General features: G+C 28.0%; 11 protein-coding genes and 1 pseudogene. 5 read left to right on the top strand and 7 right to left on the bottom strand.

Translation table 11 applies throughout. From position 1 onward, the window contains the following. Window positions 1-44 precede the first annotated feature (44 nt). From AVBRAN_RS05955 to AVBRAN_RS05940, 4 genes are read left to right on the top strand one after another with little or no spacing between them, the layout of a single operon-like run. Window positions 45-443, top strand: coding sequence for an Rrf2 family transcriptional regulator (locus AVBRAN_RS05955; RefSeq protein ID WP_214116657.1), 399 nt, complete (start codon window positions 45-47; stop codon window positions 441-443). Further along, entirely contained in the window at window positions 443-2,620 is a 2,178-nt protein-coding gene (gene flhA, locus AVBRAN_RS05950; protein ID WP_214116660.1) for a flagellar biosynthesis protein FlhA, read from the top strand. The genes AVBRAN_RS05955 and flhA overlap by 1 nt, the downstream gene beginning before the upstream one ends. Window positions 2,621-2,631: 11 nt before the next feature. Continuing rightward, entirely contained in the window at window positions 2,632-3,654 is a 1,023-nt protein-coding gene (locus tag AVBRAN_RS05945; protein ID WP_214116662.1) for a DHH family phosphoesterase, read from the top strand. After that, window positions 3,644-3,856, top strand: a complete 213-nt coding sequence (locus AVBRAN_RS05940) for a hypothetical protein (protein WP_214116664.1) — start codon at window positions 3,644-3,646, stop codon at window positions 3,854-3,856. The genes AVBRAN_RS05945 and AVBRAN_RS05940 overlap by 11 nt, the downstream gene beginning before the upstream one ends. A 67-nt stretch (window positions 3,857-3,923) precedes the next feature. On the opposite strand, the gene AVBRAN_RS05935 is transcribed toward AVBRAN_RS05940, so the two are convergent. Then, the gene (locus AVBRAN_RS05935; protein ID WP_239802736.1) at window positions 3,924-4,094 is read right to left on the bottom strand and encodes a zinc-binding dehydrogenase; all 171 of its coding nucleotides are present in this window, start codon (window positions 4,092-4,094) and stop codon (window positions 3,924-3,926) included. Window positions 4,095-4,483: 389 nt separating this feature from the next. On the opposite strand from AVBRAN_RS05935, the gene dcm reads away from it, so the two are divergent. Beyond that, the gene (gene dcm, locus AVBRAN_RS05930; RefSeq protein ID WP_239802735.1) at window positions 4,484-5,602 is read left to right on the top strand and encodes a DNA (cytosine-5-)-methyltransferase; all 1,119 of its coding nucleotides are present in this window, start codon (window positions 4,484-4,486) and stop codon (window positions 5,600-5,602) included. Here dcm and AVBRAN_RS05925 read toward each other — a convergent pair. The 6 genes and pseudogenes from AVBRAN_RS05925 to AVBRAN_RS05900 all read right to left on the bottom strand — a co-directional run bounded on the left by AVBRAN_RS05925 (window position 5,581) and on the right by AVBRAN_RS05900 (window position 16,132). After that, complete coding sequence (locus AVBRAN_RS05925) at window positions 5,581-6,540, bottom strand: HNH endonuclease signature motif containing protein (RefSeq protein ID WP_239802734.1); 960 nt, start codon at window positions 6,538-6,540, stop codon at window positions 5,581-5,583. The two genes, dcm and AVBRAN_RS05925, sit on opposite strands and share 22 nt — an antisense overlap. A 130-nt stretch (window positions 6,541-6,670) precedes the next feature. Then, window positions 6,671-7,633, bottom strand: a complete 963-nt coding sequence (locus AVBRAN_RS05920; protein ID WP_239802733.1) for an NADP-dependent oxidoreductase — start codon at window positions 7,631-7,633, stop codon at window positions 6,671-6,673. Between the two features lie 269 nt (window positions 7,634-7,902). After that, complete coding sequence (locus AVBRAN_RS05915) at window positions 7,903-8,670, bottom strand: tetratricopeptide repeat protein (protein ID WP_239802732.1); 768 nt, start codon at window positions 8,668-8,670, stop codon at window positions 7,903-7,905. Between the two features lie 1,309 nt (window positions 8,671-9,979). Continuing rightward, window positions 9,980-13,351 (bottom strand): annotated as a pseudogene (gene dnaE, locus AVBRAN_RS05910) (DNA polymerase III subunit alpha); the annotation flags it as partial. A 109-nt stretch (window positions 13,352-13,460) separates the two neighbouring features. Next, the gene (locus AVBRAN_RS05905) at window positions 13,461-14,972 is read right to left on the bottom strand and encodes a DUF262 domain-containing protein (protein ID WP_239802731.1); all 1,512 of its coding nucleotides are present in this window, start codon (window positions 14,970-14,972) and stop codon (window positions 13,461-13,463) included. A gap of 101 nt (window positions 14,973-15,073) precedes the next feature. Then, window positions 15,074-16,132 (bottom strand): DUF262 domain-containing protein, encoded by a 1,059-nt coding sequence (locus tag AVBRAN_RS05900; protein ID WP_239802730.1) that lies wholly within the window; start codon window positions 16,130-16,132, stop codon window positions 15,074-15,076. Window positions 16,133-16,135 lie beyond the last annotated feature (3 nt).

The following is a 16,135-nucleotide window of genomic DNA, read 5'->3' as shown; positions in this document are numbered from 1 at the left end:
ATAAAAAAAGTTAAGATTTAAATAAAAATATTTTAAGGAAAACAATGTTATTTACAAGAGCTAGTGAATATGCTTTAATTAGTTTAATTTACATTGCAAAACATAAAAGTCCAATAGATGTAGATACTTTAGCAAGTGAATTAAATATACCAAGAAGCTTTTTAGCAAAAATATTACAAAATTTAGCAAGAGCGCATATTTTAAAATCTTATAAAGGTATTAATGGTGGTTTTATTCTGGCAAAAGAACCAAATTTAATAAATATAAAAGATGTCATAATATCTGCTGAAAAAAAAGAGCCTTTAGTTTTTGAATGCACAGGAGATGATAAGTGTCCTAGCAATAGGCACGATACTTGTAAAATATATCCTATAATTACCAACTTACAAGATAAAATAAATTCTTTTTTAACTGATATTACCTTAGAGCAGATTTTAAAATAATGGCAAAACAAAAAAATACTATGCTAAGCCTAGTAGCTCCTTATTTAGAGCCACTTGTAAAATTTAAAAGTCTTTCTATGGTAGGTTTAATAGTTGCTATTTTAGCAATTATTATCGTTCCTTTACCATCTGGAATACTTGATTTTTGCTTAGCACTTAGTATTGCTATATCGGTTTTGATGATTTTAATAGCTATGTATATTCCAAAACCGACTGATTTGACTACTTTTCCAACATTAATTTTAATAATTACTCTTTTTAGACTAAGCCTTAATATCGCAACCACTAGAATGATTTTAAGCAAAGGGCATGAAGGTCCTGCTGCGGTTAGTGATATAATTGCTAGTTTTGGAGAATTTGTTGTAGGCGGAAATTATGTAATAGGGGTTGTTGTATTTTGTATCTTAGTATTAATTAATTTTATGGTTGTTACAAAGGGTTCAACTCGTGTTAGTGAAGTTCAAGCTAGATTTACGCTAGATGCAATGCCAGGAAAACAAATGGCAATTGATGCTGATTTAAATGCAGGGCTTATTACAGAAGAACAAGCTAGAGAAAGGCGTCAAGAAATAATAGGCGAAGCGAACTTTTATGGAGCTATGGATGGTTCTTCTAAATTTATTAAAGGTGATGCAGTTGCAGGTATAATCATTACTATTATTAATATAGTTGGCGGACTTTTAATAGGTATGTTTCAGCACGATTTAGAATTAAATGCTGCTGCTTCTAGTTATACTATTTTAACTATAGGAGATGGACTTGTATCTCAAATCCCAGGATTAATCACTTCAACAGCAACAGCTATAATTATTACTCGTGCAAGCAAAGAAGAAAAACCATTTGCTGAAAAATCTTTAGAGCAATTATTTGGAGATTATAAAACTTTATTTATAGTTGGGTTTATTTTGTTCGTATTTGCTTTAGTCCCTGGTCTTCCTACTATTTCACTAGGTTTTATGGCTTTTGTATTTGGTGGGCTTGGCTTTTTACTTATGAAGACTAAAGATGAAGATTTATTAAGTCCTAAACCAAAGCAAAAAGGAGCAGCTCAACAACCAAACACAAGTGGAGCAGCACCAGCTCAAAGCACAACACCACCTAGAAAAAGTGAAGCTGAAATTGCAGCAGAGCGTAAAAAGAAAAATGAAGAAAGCTTAAATCTTGAAATGCTTGAATTACAAATCGGATATTCTTTAGTAAAAGTTGCTGAAAGTGATTTAATAGATAGAATTCCAACAATGCGTCAAACAATAGCTAAAAATCTAGGTTTTTTAATGCAAGATATTAGAATAATTGATAATATTCAATTAGACCCTAATGAATATGATTTTAGAATTAAAGGAATTTCAATTGCAAAAAATATTATATATCCTGATAAATTTTTAGCAATTGATAATGGTTTTGATGAAACCGATGAAATAGAAGGAATAGAAGTAATAGAACCTGCTTTTGGTTCAAAAGCTATTTGGATTGACCCAAGTGAAAAAAATAAGGCTACAATGAGTGGTTATGTAGTAGTTCATCCTGGTGCAGTAATTAGCACACATTTAAGTGAGTTGGTTAAAGAACACGCAGCCGAACTTTTAACTAGGCAAGAAGTAAATTCTTTATTAGATAGATTAAAGCTTACTCAAAGTGTATTGGTTGAAGAAGTATTGAAAATCACTTCAATAGGTCTTATACAAAAGGTATTAAAAGAATTATTAAAAGAGCAAATTCCAATAAAAGATATGATAAGTATATTAGAAACAATATCTGATTTAGTGCCTTATACTCAAGATATTGATACAATAACAGATCATGTAAGAGCTAGTCTTAATAGAGTAATTACTAATATGTATTTAGATGATAATAACAAACTACAATTTTATGCACTATCAATGCAAGTGAATAGGCGTTTATTGGAAATGCTAGTAACTAATAAGAACGGCACAACAACCCTAGCAATCAATACAGAGCAAACCCACGCTTTATATACAGCAATTAGCGATAAAGTAAAAGAGCATTATAATATGCATTCAAATACTTTTATATTATTAGTAGAACCTAGTCTTAGAAGAAAGATAAAAGAGATTTGTGAAAGATTTGGATTAAAACAAGTTGTTGTTCTTGCTTATAGCGAGATTGCAAATAACGCTGATTTTGATAATATAGGTAATGTTGATGCAGCAATTTAGAAAGGAAAATAATGAAAATATATCACCTAAGCCACACTGATTTAGATGGATATGGTTGCCAATATGTGGTAGCTAATTATTTTAAGGATTGTGAATTTTATAATTCTAATTATGGCAAAGAAATTGAAGAAAAATTTGAAGAAATTATGATAAAAGTAGAAGCAAATCCTGATGAATTTGCTCTTATTTTAATAACTGATGTAAATCCTATTGAAAGTGTTTGCGAAGAATTTACTTCTAGGGTTGCAAGGCTAAATCACGCAAAATTATTATTGCTTGACCATCACCAAACAGGTAAAGCTTGTATGGAAAAATATCCTTGGTATTTTTTAGATAGTTCAAGGTGTGCTACTAAGATTACTTATGATTTTTTTAGTAAAATTTTTGGAGAAAATAAAGAACTAAGCCTAATGGTAGATATTATAAATAGCATTGATATTTGGCTAAGTGATAGCAAATATTTTGAATTAGGCAAAATCTTAATGCAAATAATTGCTAGTAGTAAGGAGATAAATAGAACTATGTTTGCTAAGCAAAATCACGCTTATATGTTCTTTTTATTAAACAAAGCTAGAGAATATTTTCATCTTGAAAATCCAAATATTGCTTTAGAAGATGCAACTCATAGTATTAAAAAAGAGTTTTTTAAAAATGACAAAAACGATACTTTGTGTAATTTAATAAGCGATTATTTAGTAAGGATTTTAAGCGAAAATAAGCAAGATTATACGATTTATTATAAAGATAAAAAAGGCTTATTAGTCTATGATATAGGAAATGTTAGCGTTATAGGAAATGATTTTTTAGTAAAAAATCCTGAATATGATTTCTTTTTAGAAATTAATCCTGGCAAGAAAATCTCTCTTAGGGCTAATAATAAAATTGATGTTAGTTTATTTGCAAAAACGGCTTTTAATGGTGGCGGTCACGCAAATGCTAGTGGCGGGATATTTACAAGTTATAAAGATAGTAGTGTATATTCTAAGATTTACGAACAAACTAAAACTTATTTGGAGAAATTTAATGAAAAATGAAGAAATTGAAGATTTAATGTATGAGATTGCTCTAATGCATAAAGCTGCTTTGTATTATGCAGGAGTTAAGAAAAATTGTCTAGAAAAGGCTGCATTTACTTATCTTGAGCTAATTGATGAAGCGAAGAGTGAAGATGATTTTGAGCTTATTTTAGAAACTATGGCTTTATTAAAAGATAAACACCCTGAGTTTTTTAACTAAAATATAAATATAATTAGTCTAATTTAAATTCTTAGAATTTAAATTAGAAAGATATTTTATAAGCGTTCTAATTATTTAAATTAATCAAAACCTTACCGATTTTATTGTTATTTTTTACACTTTTTAAAGCTTGGTTTATATCATTTAGGCTAAAAATCTCACCGACTGATGGGCGGTATTTTATATTATCTAGCATAGAAGATATTTGCTTAAGCTCTTCGCCATTTTTTATTAACATTTTAATATGTCATTGATTTAAATTACAAATATTATAACAATTCTTTCATCTCTTAGTATTATAGTATTACTATTTTATTAAAAAAGCAGAAAATACCACGCTGTTATATTTTTCTTTAAGCTACAATATAAATATTTTATATTATTAAAAATATGTAATTGAGTGTATAATATTTTTTATTAATATATAGATAGTTTTTAAACAAACAATGTATGCACAAGCTTAAGAAAAACTGTATATAATTACAACAATTAAGAAGATTGAAAATTATTTTAGCAATATTACTTATAAAGAATTATATAAAAGCAAAACGAGCCATTGAGCATGAGAGTTATTTTAAAATATTTGATATACTTAACACAATAAGAAATTACAAGGAAATATAATATATGAACAATTTAAAAGTAGCATCCACATTTAGTGGGATAGGTGCTTTTGAAATGGCATTAAAAAAATTAAACATTAATCATACAATAAAATTTGCTGGCGACATAGATGATTTTGTAAAACAAAGTTACTTTGCAAATTATGATATAAATGAAAGTAGCTGGCATACCGATATTGCTAAATTTGACGCCACACCTTTTGAAGGACAAATAGATATTTTAGCGGGTGGTAGTCCCTGTCAAAGCTTTTCTATTGTTGGTAACCGTAAAGGTTTTGAAGATACTCGTGGCACTTTGTTTTATGATTATGCAAGAGTGATAAAAGAATGTAAACCAAAAGTTTTTATCTATGAAAATGTAAAAGGATTAACAAATCACGACGAAGGCAAAACATGGCAAATAGTGCAAGAAACTTTTAAAGATTTAGGGTATACAATTTATTCTCAAATTTTAAACTCAAAAGATTATGGAATTCCACAAAACAGAGAACGAATTTTCGTGGTTGGTTTTAAAGATAATGTTAAATTTAATTTTCCAAAACCAATAGAGCTTACAAGCACTATGCAAGATTTTTTACAAGATTTTACAGATAGTAAATATTACCTAAAAGAAAAAGGTATTAAATTTGTTACAAGCTCCAAAAATCGTCTTAAAAAATACACCCAAATTAATGGTAAAATAGCACTTTGTCAAAAAGCAAATCAACAATATAACTGGCACGGAGATTTTGTTTTTGAAACAGCCTTAGAGCCTGATGAGTTTATATTTGATATAAGAAATGTAGAAGAGAAGTATTATTTAAGCGACAAAGTAAAAGATTATGTTCTAGCAGGTGGCACAAAAAATTTTAAAACTAGCACAAAAACTGATTTAAACATTGCAAGACCACTTTTAAACACAATGCATAAAATGCATAGAGCTGGGGTTGATAATTATGTTACTCATGCTGGAAGAATTCGCAAATTAACCCCAAGAGAATGTTTGCGTTTAATGGGTTTTGATGATAGTTTTAAAATTGTTGTAAGCGATACACAAATGTATAAACAAGCTGGTAACTCAATTGTAGTTAATATTCTTGTTAAAATCTTAGAACAAATTTTTCAAGCTTTGAAAACAGATTGATTATGATATTGTATATAAGCAATTCTTTTTTCATCAAAAGGCAAATTAGGATATATAGTCCCTTCTGTTAAATTTAAGCACCTGAAAGTGTGTTTTGATAACCACGGGCTTAACACAATTTGTTTATTTATGTTAAATGTAATAAAGCCTTTATCAAACAACTTATCAATGGTTGGAGTGAGCATAAGTCCATTCTTGGGGTCATATTTTTCATAATCGTTACAATGGGCATAAGGTTTAATATGACTTGCGATTAACAATCTATCATAGTTTACCATTGTTACAGGGCAAAATGGACACTCAAGCAATAAAATTTGTCTGTATTTTGCTTGACCATCTCTGATATTTTTAGCCATAATTGGATTTTCAATAATTTCGTTTTCCATTAAGGTGTTATTTGATAAATAGCTAAGGTCTGCAAAAATTCTAAAATAAAAATAAATTTGATAAGTTCTTTTATCTCGTAATTTTAGACAAGACAAATAGCTTAAATTTGGCAAAGCAAATTCTCTTATTAAATTATAATTCTCATCATTTGTATTTGGGGTATTTAAATAAATTCTAGGCGGAGTGACGTTTGTATTTATTAGTTCAAATTCGAGCACATTGTTTTTTGATGAAAGATTTTCCAATCTTTTTTGCCAAAGCATAGGCATAAGACTAGCTGATTGATAATTTTGCGTAGGATGTTGATATTCTATTTTAGTATCTAGTAGATATCTATAAAGGTCGTCTTTTAATATAAAACATTTAATAGGCTTATTTTGTGGATTTAGATTAAAAAATTCTTGTGTTCTATTATCTGTTATTTGCCCGACATAAAGCTTTGCTTCGCCATGACCTGTACCTATTTTATTTCCGCCTTTAACAAAACTATCTGCAATCGTAATTTGTTCTATACTATCTATTAAATCAAAATCTATCCCACAAATAATCATAACAAATTTCCTTAAATTATATTCTTTGACAATAATTATATTAAATTAAAATAATTTAATCATAATTTTATACTAATTATTGAAAATTGTGAAGTGTTTTTGCTGCGTCTACTACTTGCCATAAAACCTCCTAAAGTCTAATTAAAACCTTACCGATTTTATTGTTATTTTTTACACTTTTTAAAGCTTGGTTTATATCATTTAGGCTAAAAATCTCACCGACTGATGGGCGGTATTTTATATTATCTAGCATAGAAGATATTTGCTTAAGTTCTTCGCCGTTTTTATTAACAAACATAAAATGATACTCACAGCCTACTTTTTTAGCTGCATTGTTTAGCTTAAGTCCTGCAAAATAAAATAAAATTTGCTTTAGTTTTGAAAGCTTTAAGCTTTTAGCAAATTTCATATCAGGCATACCCTTTAAAGATACTAGCTTTCCGCCTTTATTTAGGATTTTAAACTGCTTAAAAGTTTCATTTTTACCAATGCAATCTATTACAAAATCTACTTTAATTTTTGTATAATCATCGCTTTTTGTAAAATACTCGCAAACGCCTAATTCTAAGGCTTTTTGCTTAAAATTAGCATTTCCACTAGCATATATTTTAAACTCTTTTGCAAGTGGCAAAGCAAGATTTCCAAAACTCCCACTAGCTCCAGAAATAAATATTGAGTTTTCATTTTTAGCATTCATTAATTTAATAGCTTGTAAAAATGTTAAAGAGACTAGTGGCACGCAAGCTGCTTCATCATCTTTTAAATATTCAGGCACTTTTGCTATATACTTATGATTTATCGCTACATATTCAGCAAATGCTTTTTCACACATTGCATAAACTCTATCCCCAACTTTAAATTTTTTTACATTTTTACCTATGCTAGTTATAACTCCTACTAATTCATTGCCTAAAATTAGTGGTAATTTATAAGGAGTTATTATATTTAGTGCGCCATCTTTTATAAGATTATCTAGTGGATTTACGGCTGCATAAGTTACTTTAATTAAAACTTCATCATCTGTTATTTTTGGAATATCAATTTCTTTTATTTCTAAATCACTTTTAAAATTATTTAAAACTGCTGCTTTCATAATTTCCCTTTAAATTTAATTATTTTTTTCTGCAATTATATATACATAATCATTAAAATCTCGCATTACAAATTCTTGAATGTCATAGCCTTTAGATTTGCTAGAAACGAAAACTCTTATTTAATTCTATTTATATCTTGTAGCATTATCTAGACATTTTCACTTGAAAAAAGTTTTTTAATCTCTTATTTTAGTTAAATTTATATATAGCAATTACATTAAATCACTATTTTTATATAGATTTTTTAGTTAAAAATAATTAAATATATTTATTTAAGTTGCATAGCATTCTCACAACCTATATTGTTGCCTAAATCACAAGCTTTATTGAAAAAATGTTTAGCTATTTGAGTATCTTGTTTTATACCTTGTCCTTTAAAATACATAAACCCTAAATTGATACAACCTATTGCATTATTTTTCTCACAAGCTTTATGATAGAATATTACAGCCTTAACAAAATCTTGTTTTTCACCTTCACCTTTTTGGTATAAAGTTCCTAAATTACTACAAGCACTCGCATAGTTTTTATCGCAAGCTTTTGTATAAAATTGAATTGCTTTTGTATAATCTTGCTTTACACCCACTCCAACATTATATAAAAATCCCAAATTATAACAGCTAACAGCATACTCATCACTACAAGTTTTAGTATAAAGCTTTACTGCTTTTGCATAGTCTTGTTTTGTGCCATTTCCGCTAACATATAAACCAGCTAAATTATTACAACTATAAATAAACCCACCTTCGCAAGATTTTTTATAAAGATTAAATGCTTTAGTATAATCTTGCTCTACTCCTTGTGCGTTTTCATATAAAACTCCTAAATGATAGCAAGCTTCAAAATCTTCATCATTACAAGCTTTTGTAGCTAGTTGTGCAGCCTTTTGATAACCATAATTATCTTTATAATTATAACCTAAGAGAACGCAAGCAATGTAATCATCTTGATCGCATTTGATTTTTTCTAGCATATTTGTTTTAGAACAACCGATAATGCAAATGCTTAAAAGTATAAAACACAATAACTTTTTCAATATATCTTCTTTTTGGAAGTAAATTATACTAATTTGTTATTTTAATTATTATTTTAAGCATTTATTATTTTGTTTAGAATTTGATTTTCGTATTCTTTTAGGTATTTTTGCGTATTGCTTTTTTTATAAAAATCATAACAAGCAAAGGTTTTAAGCACACTTGTTTTAGCTGATTGGTTTGCTTTATGAGAGCTTACACTTAGCTAATCAGTTTAAACCATGTAAGAAAAATCTATTTTAGTTTTGAAAGCTTTAAGTCTTATCTAACTTTAAAAAATACTAGCAAACGCCTAATTCTAAAGCTTTTTTAAAATTTTTATACAACTTATTTTATGTTACTTAACTAGCATTTTATACTTAATAAGGACTTATTAAAAATCTATGTTTTAAATTCTTTTACTTTTATCTAAGTTAGTTATAAAATTAAAAGATTATTTAGTGGATAAAGTCTTATAGTTTATTTTATAAATTCTTTATCCACTAGAATTTAAATATTAATTTTTTAGCTAATTTTTGATAATTCCTTTATTTTCTCTATAGCTTCATTATTTAAACCAAATCTTCTTGAATACTTATTCACACAAGAATCATCTAAAAATTCTAAAACTATTTCTTTTGCACTTACATTTTGACTTAAATTTTCTTTAATCAATCTTGTGATTTCTTGCAAAATCTCTGCACTGATATTTAATAAATCAATTTGTATGAATTCTCCTTCAAAGGCTTTTGGGTTTTGCGTGAATTCTTCTTTATTTTCTTTAGAATACTGCCTTCTTGGTTTTGCTATTCGTTTTTCAAATACCACATAACCTAATGAGTTTTTATTCTCACTTGGCTCTTTTATAAGCTCGTTAGTAATTAAGAAAAAATCATCAATAAATACCCCAACTCCATTCTCATCAGCTCTTAAACTAACTTCAAATCCATATAAATTCTCTTCTTTTTCTTTACTAAAAAACTCATTTTCTAGCTTTTTATACACTTCATCATTAAAGCATAAAATATCAAATTCTCCACCTTCATCAACCACTTTAAGCTTAGCAAAGGCTTTATTTTTTTTGCTTACTTTAAATTCTGCTTCAGTTACTATTCCTAAGCAAAAAGCATTGTAATCTCCATAATCAGCCTTGTTAAAATCGCTACTTTTTAAGTATTCAATATTTTGAGTTAGATGAGAAAATCTTTTAATATCGCCCTTAATTTTCTTACCACCCTTTTTACTAAACACTTCATATCCAAGAGCGTTTTTATCATCAGTATTTACACCTATTTCACTAGCATTTACTTCTATTAAATTATTTAAAAATAAAGTATTTTTTGCATTATCTCTTTTAAGATTTAAAATAAATGCGTAAAGAGATTTTTTGGTTTTTACATCTTGAGCTGCTAGGTTCATTGCTTTATATTTTGATGCTAAAACATCTATTAAATCAGGGTTAAAACATAAAATATTAAAATTTGAATAATAATCAAGCGCTTTAATATTTGCATAGCTTTTACCGCTTTTGCTTTGTTTAAAATCAACTTCTTCAATAATTCCTAAGCAAAATGCTTGATATTCCCCATCATCTAAATTCTCAAAATCACTACTTTTATAATGCTCAATTGATTTAATTTCTTTTTTAAACTCATCTAGCGGGTGTGAGCCAAGATATATTCCTAAATATTCTTTATCAAACTCGGCTAATTCTGCTACGCTAAATTCTTCTTGGTTTGTAATATCAATACTACTATGATATTCTGTTTCAAATTGAGAAAATAAACTCTCTTGCAATCTTTTATCATGCTCTTTTTTTGCTTTAAACTCATTAATAATATAATCAATTGCATTTAAAGCACTTTTTCTATTAATCCCAATACATTCAAAACAACCCGTCTTAGCTAAAGCTTCTAAGCCTTTTTTATTCATATAAGCAGCATCAGCCCTTGCAATAAAGTCTTTCATATCGCTAAATGGCTTATTTCCCCTAGCTTTTGCAAGTCCTTCAGCACTAGGAATTCCAAAGCTCTTAATTGAGCCAAGTCCATAGACAATAGCAGCTTTTCCATCTTTTATAGTAACGTTAAATTCCCTTGTGCCATCGTTTATATTAGGTGGTAAAAGCTCTATTCCTAATCTATCTAGCTCATCTTTATATTTTTCTATTTTTTCAACTTTTCCTTCTTCGCTAGTTAGTAATGCTGCCATAAATTCTGTTTCATAATATTTTTTAAGATAAGCAGTCTGAAAGGCTACTAGAGCATAGGCTGCTGAGTGAGATTTGTTAAAGCCGTATTCAGCAAATTTTAAAATAAGCTCCCATAAATCATCAGCCTTTTTCTCATCAAAGCCTTGTTTTATAGCACCTTCTAGATATTCTCCTTTTAATTTTACCATTTCTTCAAGCTTTTTCTTACCCATAGCACGACGAACCAAATCAGCTCCACCTAAGCTAAATCCACCAATGGTTTGAACTACTTGCATAACTTGCTCTTGATATACAATAACTCCATAAGTTGGCTCTAAAATAGGCTTTAATTCAGGGAAAGCATATACAGCTGGTTTTCTTCCGTGCTTAATATCTATAAAATCATCAACCATTCCACTATCAAGTGGCCCTGGGCGATAAAGTGCTAAAACAGCGATTAAGTCTTCAAAGCAAGTTGGCTTAAGCCTAGCATTTAAATCCTGCATTCCCGAGCTTTCTATTTGAAAAATCCCAAGAGTATTTCCTGTTTGAATTAAATCATAAACGCCTTTATCATTTACATCAATTTTGTTCCAGTCTATATCTATATTATGGCGTTTTTTAATGAGTTTTATAGCATTATCAATAACGGTTAAAGTTTTAAGTCCTAAGAAGTCAAACTTAATCAAATCAACATCTTCAAGATAATCTTTCATATATTGAGTTACTAATGCGTCTGATTTTGGTTGTTTAAACAATGGGGTTTTTTTCCATAATTCTTCGTTTGAAATTACCACTCCAGCAGCGTGCATTCCTGCGTTTCTATTAAGTCCTTCAAGTGCTAATGAATACTCCCAAACCCTAGTTCCGATTTTGCTTTTGCCCCTTACATCATCAGGGTGGCAAACTATATTTTTATACTCTGCACGATTGTCTAAATCTTCAATGAAAGCCTTAATATCAGGGTTTTTTTCGTAAGCATCTTTTAGAGTGATTTTTAGCTCATCAGGGACTAATTTTGCTAAAGTATCAGCATCTTTTATGCGTAAATCACAAACCCTTGCAACATCACGAATAACACCTTTTGCAAGTAATTTACCAAAGGTAATTACTTGAGCTACGTTATAGCGACCATATTTTTTTACAACATAATCAATTACTTCTTCACGCCTATTTTGACAAAAATCCACATCAATATCAGGCATAGATACACGCTCAGGATTTAAAAAACGCTCAAAAAGTAGATTATAAGGAAGTGGGTCAAGGTCGGTTATTTCTAAACAAAACGATACCAATGAACCTGCAGCAGAGCCCCTACCAGGTCCAACAGGAATACCCATATCCTTAGCAGCTTTTATAAAATCATGAACGATTAGCATATAACCACTAAAACGCATATTTTTAATAATGTTGATTTCAGTTCTTAAACGCTCTTTATAGGTTTCGTGTTTGCTCTCATCAATATATACTAAACGCTTATTAAGCCCATCCCAACAAAGCCTTTCAAATAATACATCATCATTGCTAAAGCTAAACATATCTTGACTAGGCAATTCTAAGCCGATTTTTTCAGCGTATTCAAGAGCGAATTTAAAATTTGGTGGAGTAGGGTTTCCTAAGTTTAGCTCTAAATTGCATTTATCAACTATTTCTTGAGTATTTTGCACAACTTCAGGCACATCAAGGAATAATTCGTGCATTTCTTCAGCGCTTTTTACATAGATTTCACTCATTGTATGTCTTAAGCCATTGTCTTTTTTGGCTTCATCACTTTCAGGATCAACCCCTACAATATCTCCTGTGCTAATTGCCATAAAGATATTTTGAGCTTGAGCCCTATCTTTATAAGTATAATGCGAATCGTTTGTAGCTATTACTTTTATGCCTAATTCTCTTCCTAATTTAAGTATATTTGTATCTATATTTAATTGAGAATTTATACCCATTCTCATAATTTCAAGATAAAAATCATCTCCAAAAACTTCTTTATACCAAAGTGCGGCTGCTTTTGCACCTTCATAGCCTTTAGCACCCATATCAGCATTTGTTTTTCCATTGCGACGAACTTCTTTATCATTTAAATGCCAATTAATCTCACCTGCAAGACAAGCAGAGCTACAAATTATACCTTCGCTATATTCTTTTAATAATTTTTTATTAATTCTAGGGCGATAATAAAAACCATCTATATGAGCTCTTGAAGTAAGATACATAAGGTTTTCATAGCCTTTTTGATTTTTAGCAAATAAACATATATGCCAACGGCGATTGGTTGCAGTGCTGCTTAAATCATCATCATCGTGCAAGTAGCCTTCAAATCCAATAATAGGCTTAATTCCGTGCTTTTTCATACTTTTATAAAAATGAATTGCTCCAAACATAACCCCGTGATCAGTTATTGCACAAGATTTAAAATTTAACTCTTTTAATCTTTTTGCTAATTCATCAATTTTATTTGCGCCATCTAAAAGCGAATATTCTGTATGTAAATGTAAATGTGTAAAATCCATAATTTATCCTTTAGGGCTATTTTAGTCGTTTTATCTAAAGACTTTTTAAACACAAAATCTATTTTAAATTCTTAATATTTTTTATGGAATTTTAAATAATTTTGTATTTAGCTTAAAAGGAATTATTTAAAATATCTAGCATTTTTTTATGATAGGCATTAATTTCTTCTAAATCCCAGCTATTTTTAGAATAGACTTCTAATAATTTTAGACTAATTATTATTTTTTCATTTATGAAATTTTGAAAAATATTTTTCTTTTTATTAAAATCTTTATCGCTAAATTGTGAATTTTCACTATCACTTATTACGGCTAAATTGCCTAAGTCATCAATTTTACTTTTGCTTTGTGGGTAAATATGCTCAACTGAATTAATATCTCTAAAGCGGTAATTTGCAATGTAATTTTTATAGTTGTTTTTAAAATCAACATCTTGCATTAGATAGTATTCATAGCGTTGTAACCAATAAACAATATTTTGATGATTATAATTTAAATCATCAAGATTGTCGTTTTTTGCTAGATTATCATCTAGGTTTTTTAGCTCTTTAAATAAATCTTCATCACTTTTACAAGTTAGTAAAGTTTCTAAATATTCACTAGGATTTCTAGCTACTCTTAAATAATTTAAAAACAATTCAAGCTTAGCATCCTTTAAATCTCCTAAAAGCTTATAATCTTCGTGAGTTTTTCTAACACTTCTTCTATCAAAAATAATTCTATATTCTTTTAAAGCATTTATTATTTTTATGGCGTTTTCTTTTGTTTGCTCTATTTTATTCCAAGTATTTTCTAAGAATTTTGTTTTATCAATTTTAATTTCATCTCCAAATAAAATCCTAAAAATATGCAAAACAAAAGTAGGGTAATCAATAAGGCTTTCGTATATTTTTATATTATTTTCATGATTTTTGGTATTTAAAATATCATCTATACTAAGAGCTTTGTATTCTGTATTAAAATCAGCTATTTTATCCATTTGCATACATTCATTTAAAATATTTGAATAATAAAAATATTTATCATCATCTTTTAAGAGATTTAGTAAATATGATTTTAAAATATCACTTGGATTTAATTGAATTAAATTGCTATTCATAGTTAAAAAATATTCGCCTAAATTATCATCTAAAATTACTAAATTAATTTTTATATTTTCAAAAAGGTTTTCGTTTAATTTTGACATATCGTTGTATTTAAAATACTCTTCAAAAGTATTAAAGGCATTGTCTATATTCTCGCCTAAATTATTAAAATCATAATCCCAAATAGCATCTGTTATATCTTCTCTTAAAGGCATTTTAAATCTACATTCATTTTCTAAATACGCAAAATTAAAAGCATTTGCAAATTCTCCTTCAGCTTTTTGCATTTTGTTATTTTCATAGCACATATAAGCACATAAGAAAAATATAGTGCTAAGCCTTTGTTGCCCGTCAATTATTATTAATTCATTATTTCTTAAGCTAGTTGTAATTGTGCCTATGAAATATTCTTCGTTTGCGTTTAAAATATCATCTAAAAGTGTTCTTATTTGCTCTTTATCCCATTCATATAACCTTTGATAAATCGGTATTACAATGCTTTGATTTATTTCGCTTATTTTAATGATTTTGCTATTCATAAGAAGCTCCTAAAATACCATAATTTTTAAATTCTTGCTCTAAAAATTCAAGTTGTTTAATACATTGTTTGTAAGGATAATGAGCTATTAAATCATTTAATCTATAAATTAATTCTTCTTCTATATTTGAGCTTAAAATGATTTGGATTATGTATTTTGCATCTTCTTTTAAAGAAGAATTTATTAATAGCTCTATAATAAGTAATCCTAACTATCATTCTAGCTATTTTATTAAAATCACCATCAGGGAATTTATCAAGATATACAATCAAAACAAAAATAGTATAGTGATATAAATTATTATTTACATATAGTTTTTGAAATTTACTTATAAAATCACTTTTTGCTATTAATTTTGTATTTTCATAGTGCTTTTTTACCCAAGCAAAAAAGCTAACCCCATTAGTAAAACTTGCATTTATATTATTTATATTTAATCCAGCACTAAAAGGAGTGATTTTACAATATTCATCTATGATATTAATATCTTGATAGTTTTTATTATATTCACGCATAGACCCCCTAATCATAGCTATATTTTTTAAAAAATATTGAAAATAATTATTATAAATTACTCCATTATATGTAGGGTGTTCGTGCTTTTTGCCATCTTCAATAAAATCATTATATTTTTTAACATAGTAATTAATTAAATCATTATTGGTATTTAATACCCAATATGCTTTGATTAAGTCATAATTTTCTAGCTTTTTACCTTTAGTATTAATATTATCAAAAAACACAAAAGCTCTTTTTATATCATTCGTGCTAATACAAATAAAATTAGTATTTTGTAATTTATCATAAAAGTTATTATTTTGTTTTAAGTATTTTTGAATGTATTCGTAATTTTGCTTGATTTTTATGTGTGATATTTGATGATAATATTTAGCATTTTCTAAAAACTTATTATTTTTATCTAAAGCCTTTAAAATAAGTTTTATAGTGGTTAGTCTTTGTTGCCCGTCTATTATTTCATAGGTATCATTATTTTTATATAACACGATTGAACCAAGTAATTTTTCATCTTTATTTATGCTTTCAATTAATTTTTTAACCTGCTTTAATTCCCATACATAAGGGCGTTGATAATCAGGTATGCTAAGATTTAGTTCGGTTAATTTATCAAAAGTTAATATGCTTGAGCTTACATTATCCATAAA

The organism is Campylobacter sp. RM12651 (genome assembly GCF_022369475.1).
Lineage (GTDB): Bacteria > Campylobacterota > Campylobacteria > Campylobacterales > Campylobacteraceae > Campylobacter_E.
This window is presented reverse-complemented; position numbering and strand designations above follow the sequence as displayed.

Coding starts and splice junctions, on each gene's coding strand:
- AVBRAN_RS05955 (WP_214116657.1), top strand. CDS start 45: ATGTTATTTACAAGAGCTAGTGAATATGCTTTAATTAGTTTAATTTAC.
- flhA (WP_214116660.1), top strand. CDS start 443: ATGGCAAAACAAAAAAATACTATGCTAAGCCTAGTAGCTCCTTATTTA.
- AVBRAN_RS05945 (WP_214116662.1), top strand. CDS start 2,632: ATGAAAATATATCACCTAAGCCACACTGATTTAGATGGATATGGTTGC.
- AVBRAN_RS05940 (WP_214116664.1), top strand. CDS start 3,644: ATGAAAAATGAAGAAATTGAAGATTTAATGTATGAGATTGCTCTAATG.
- AVBRAN_RS05935 (WP_239802736.1), bottom strand. CDS start 4,094: ATGTTAATAAAAAATGGCGAAGAGCTTAAGCAAATATCTTCTATGCTA.
- dcm (WP_239802735.1), top strand. CDS start 4,484: ATGAACAATTTAAAAGTAGCATCCACATTTAGTGGGATAGGTGCTTTT.
- AVBRAN_RS05925 (WP_239802734.1), bottom strand. CDS start 6,540: ATGATTATTTGTGGGATAGATTTTGATTTAATAGATAGTATAGAACAA.
- AVBRAN_RS05920 (WP_239802733.1), bottom strand. CDS start 7,633: ATGAAAGCAGCAGTTTTAAATAATTTTAAAAGTGATTTAGAAATAAAA.
- AVBRAN_RS05905 (WP_239802731.1), bottom strand. CDS start 14,972: ATGAATAGCAAAATCATTAAAATAAGCGAAATAAATCAAAGCATTGTA.
- AVBRAN_RS05900 (WP_239802730.1), bottom strand. CDS start 16,132: ATGGATAATGTAAGCTCAAGCATATTAACTTTTGATAAATTAACCGAA.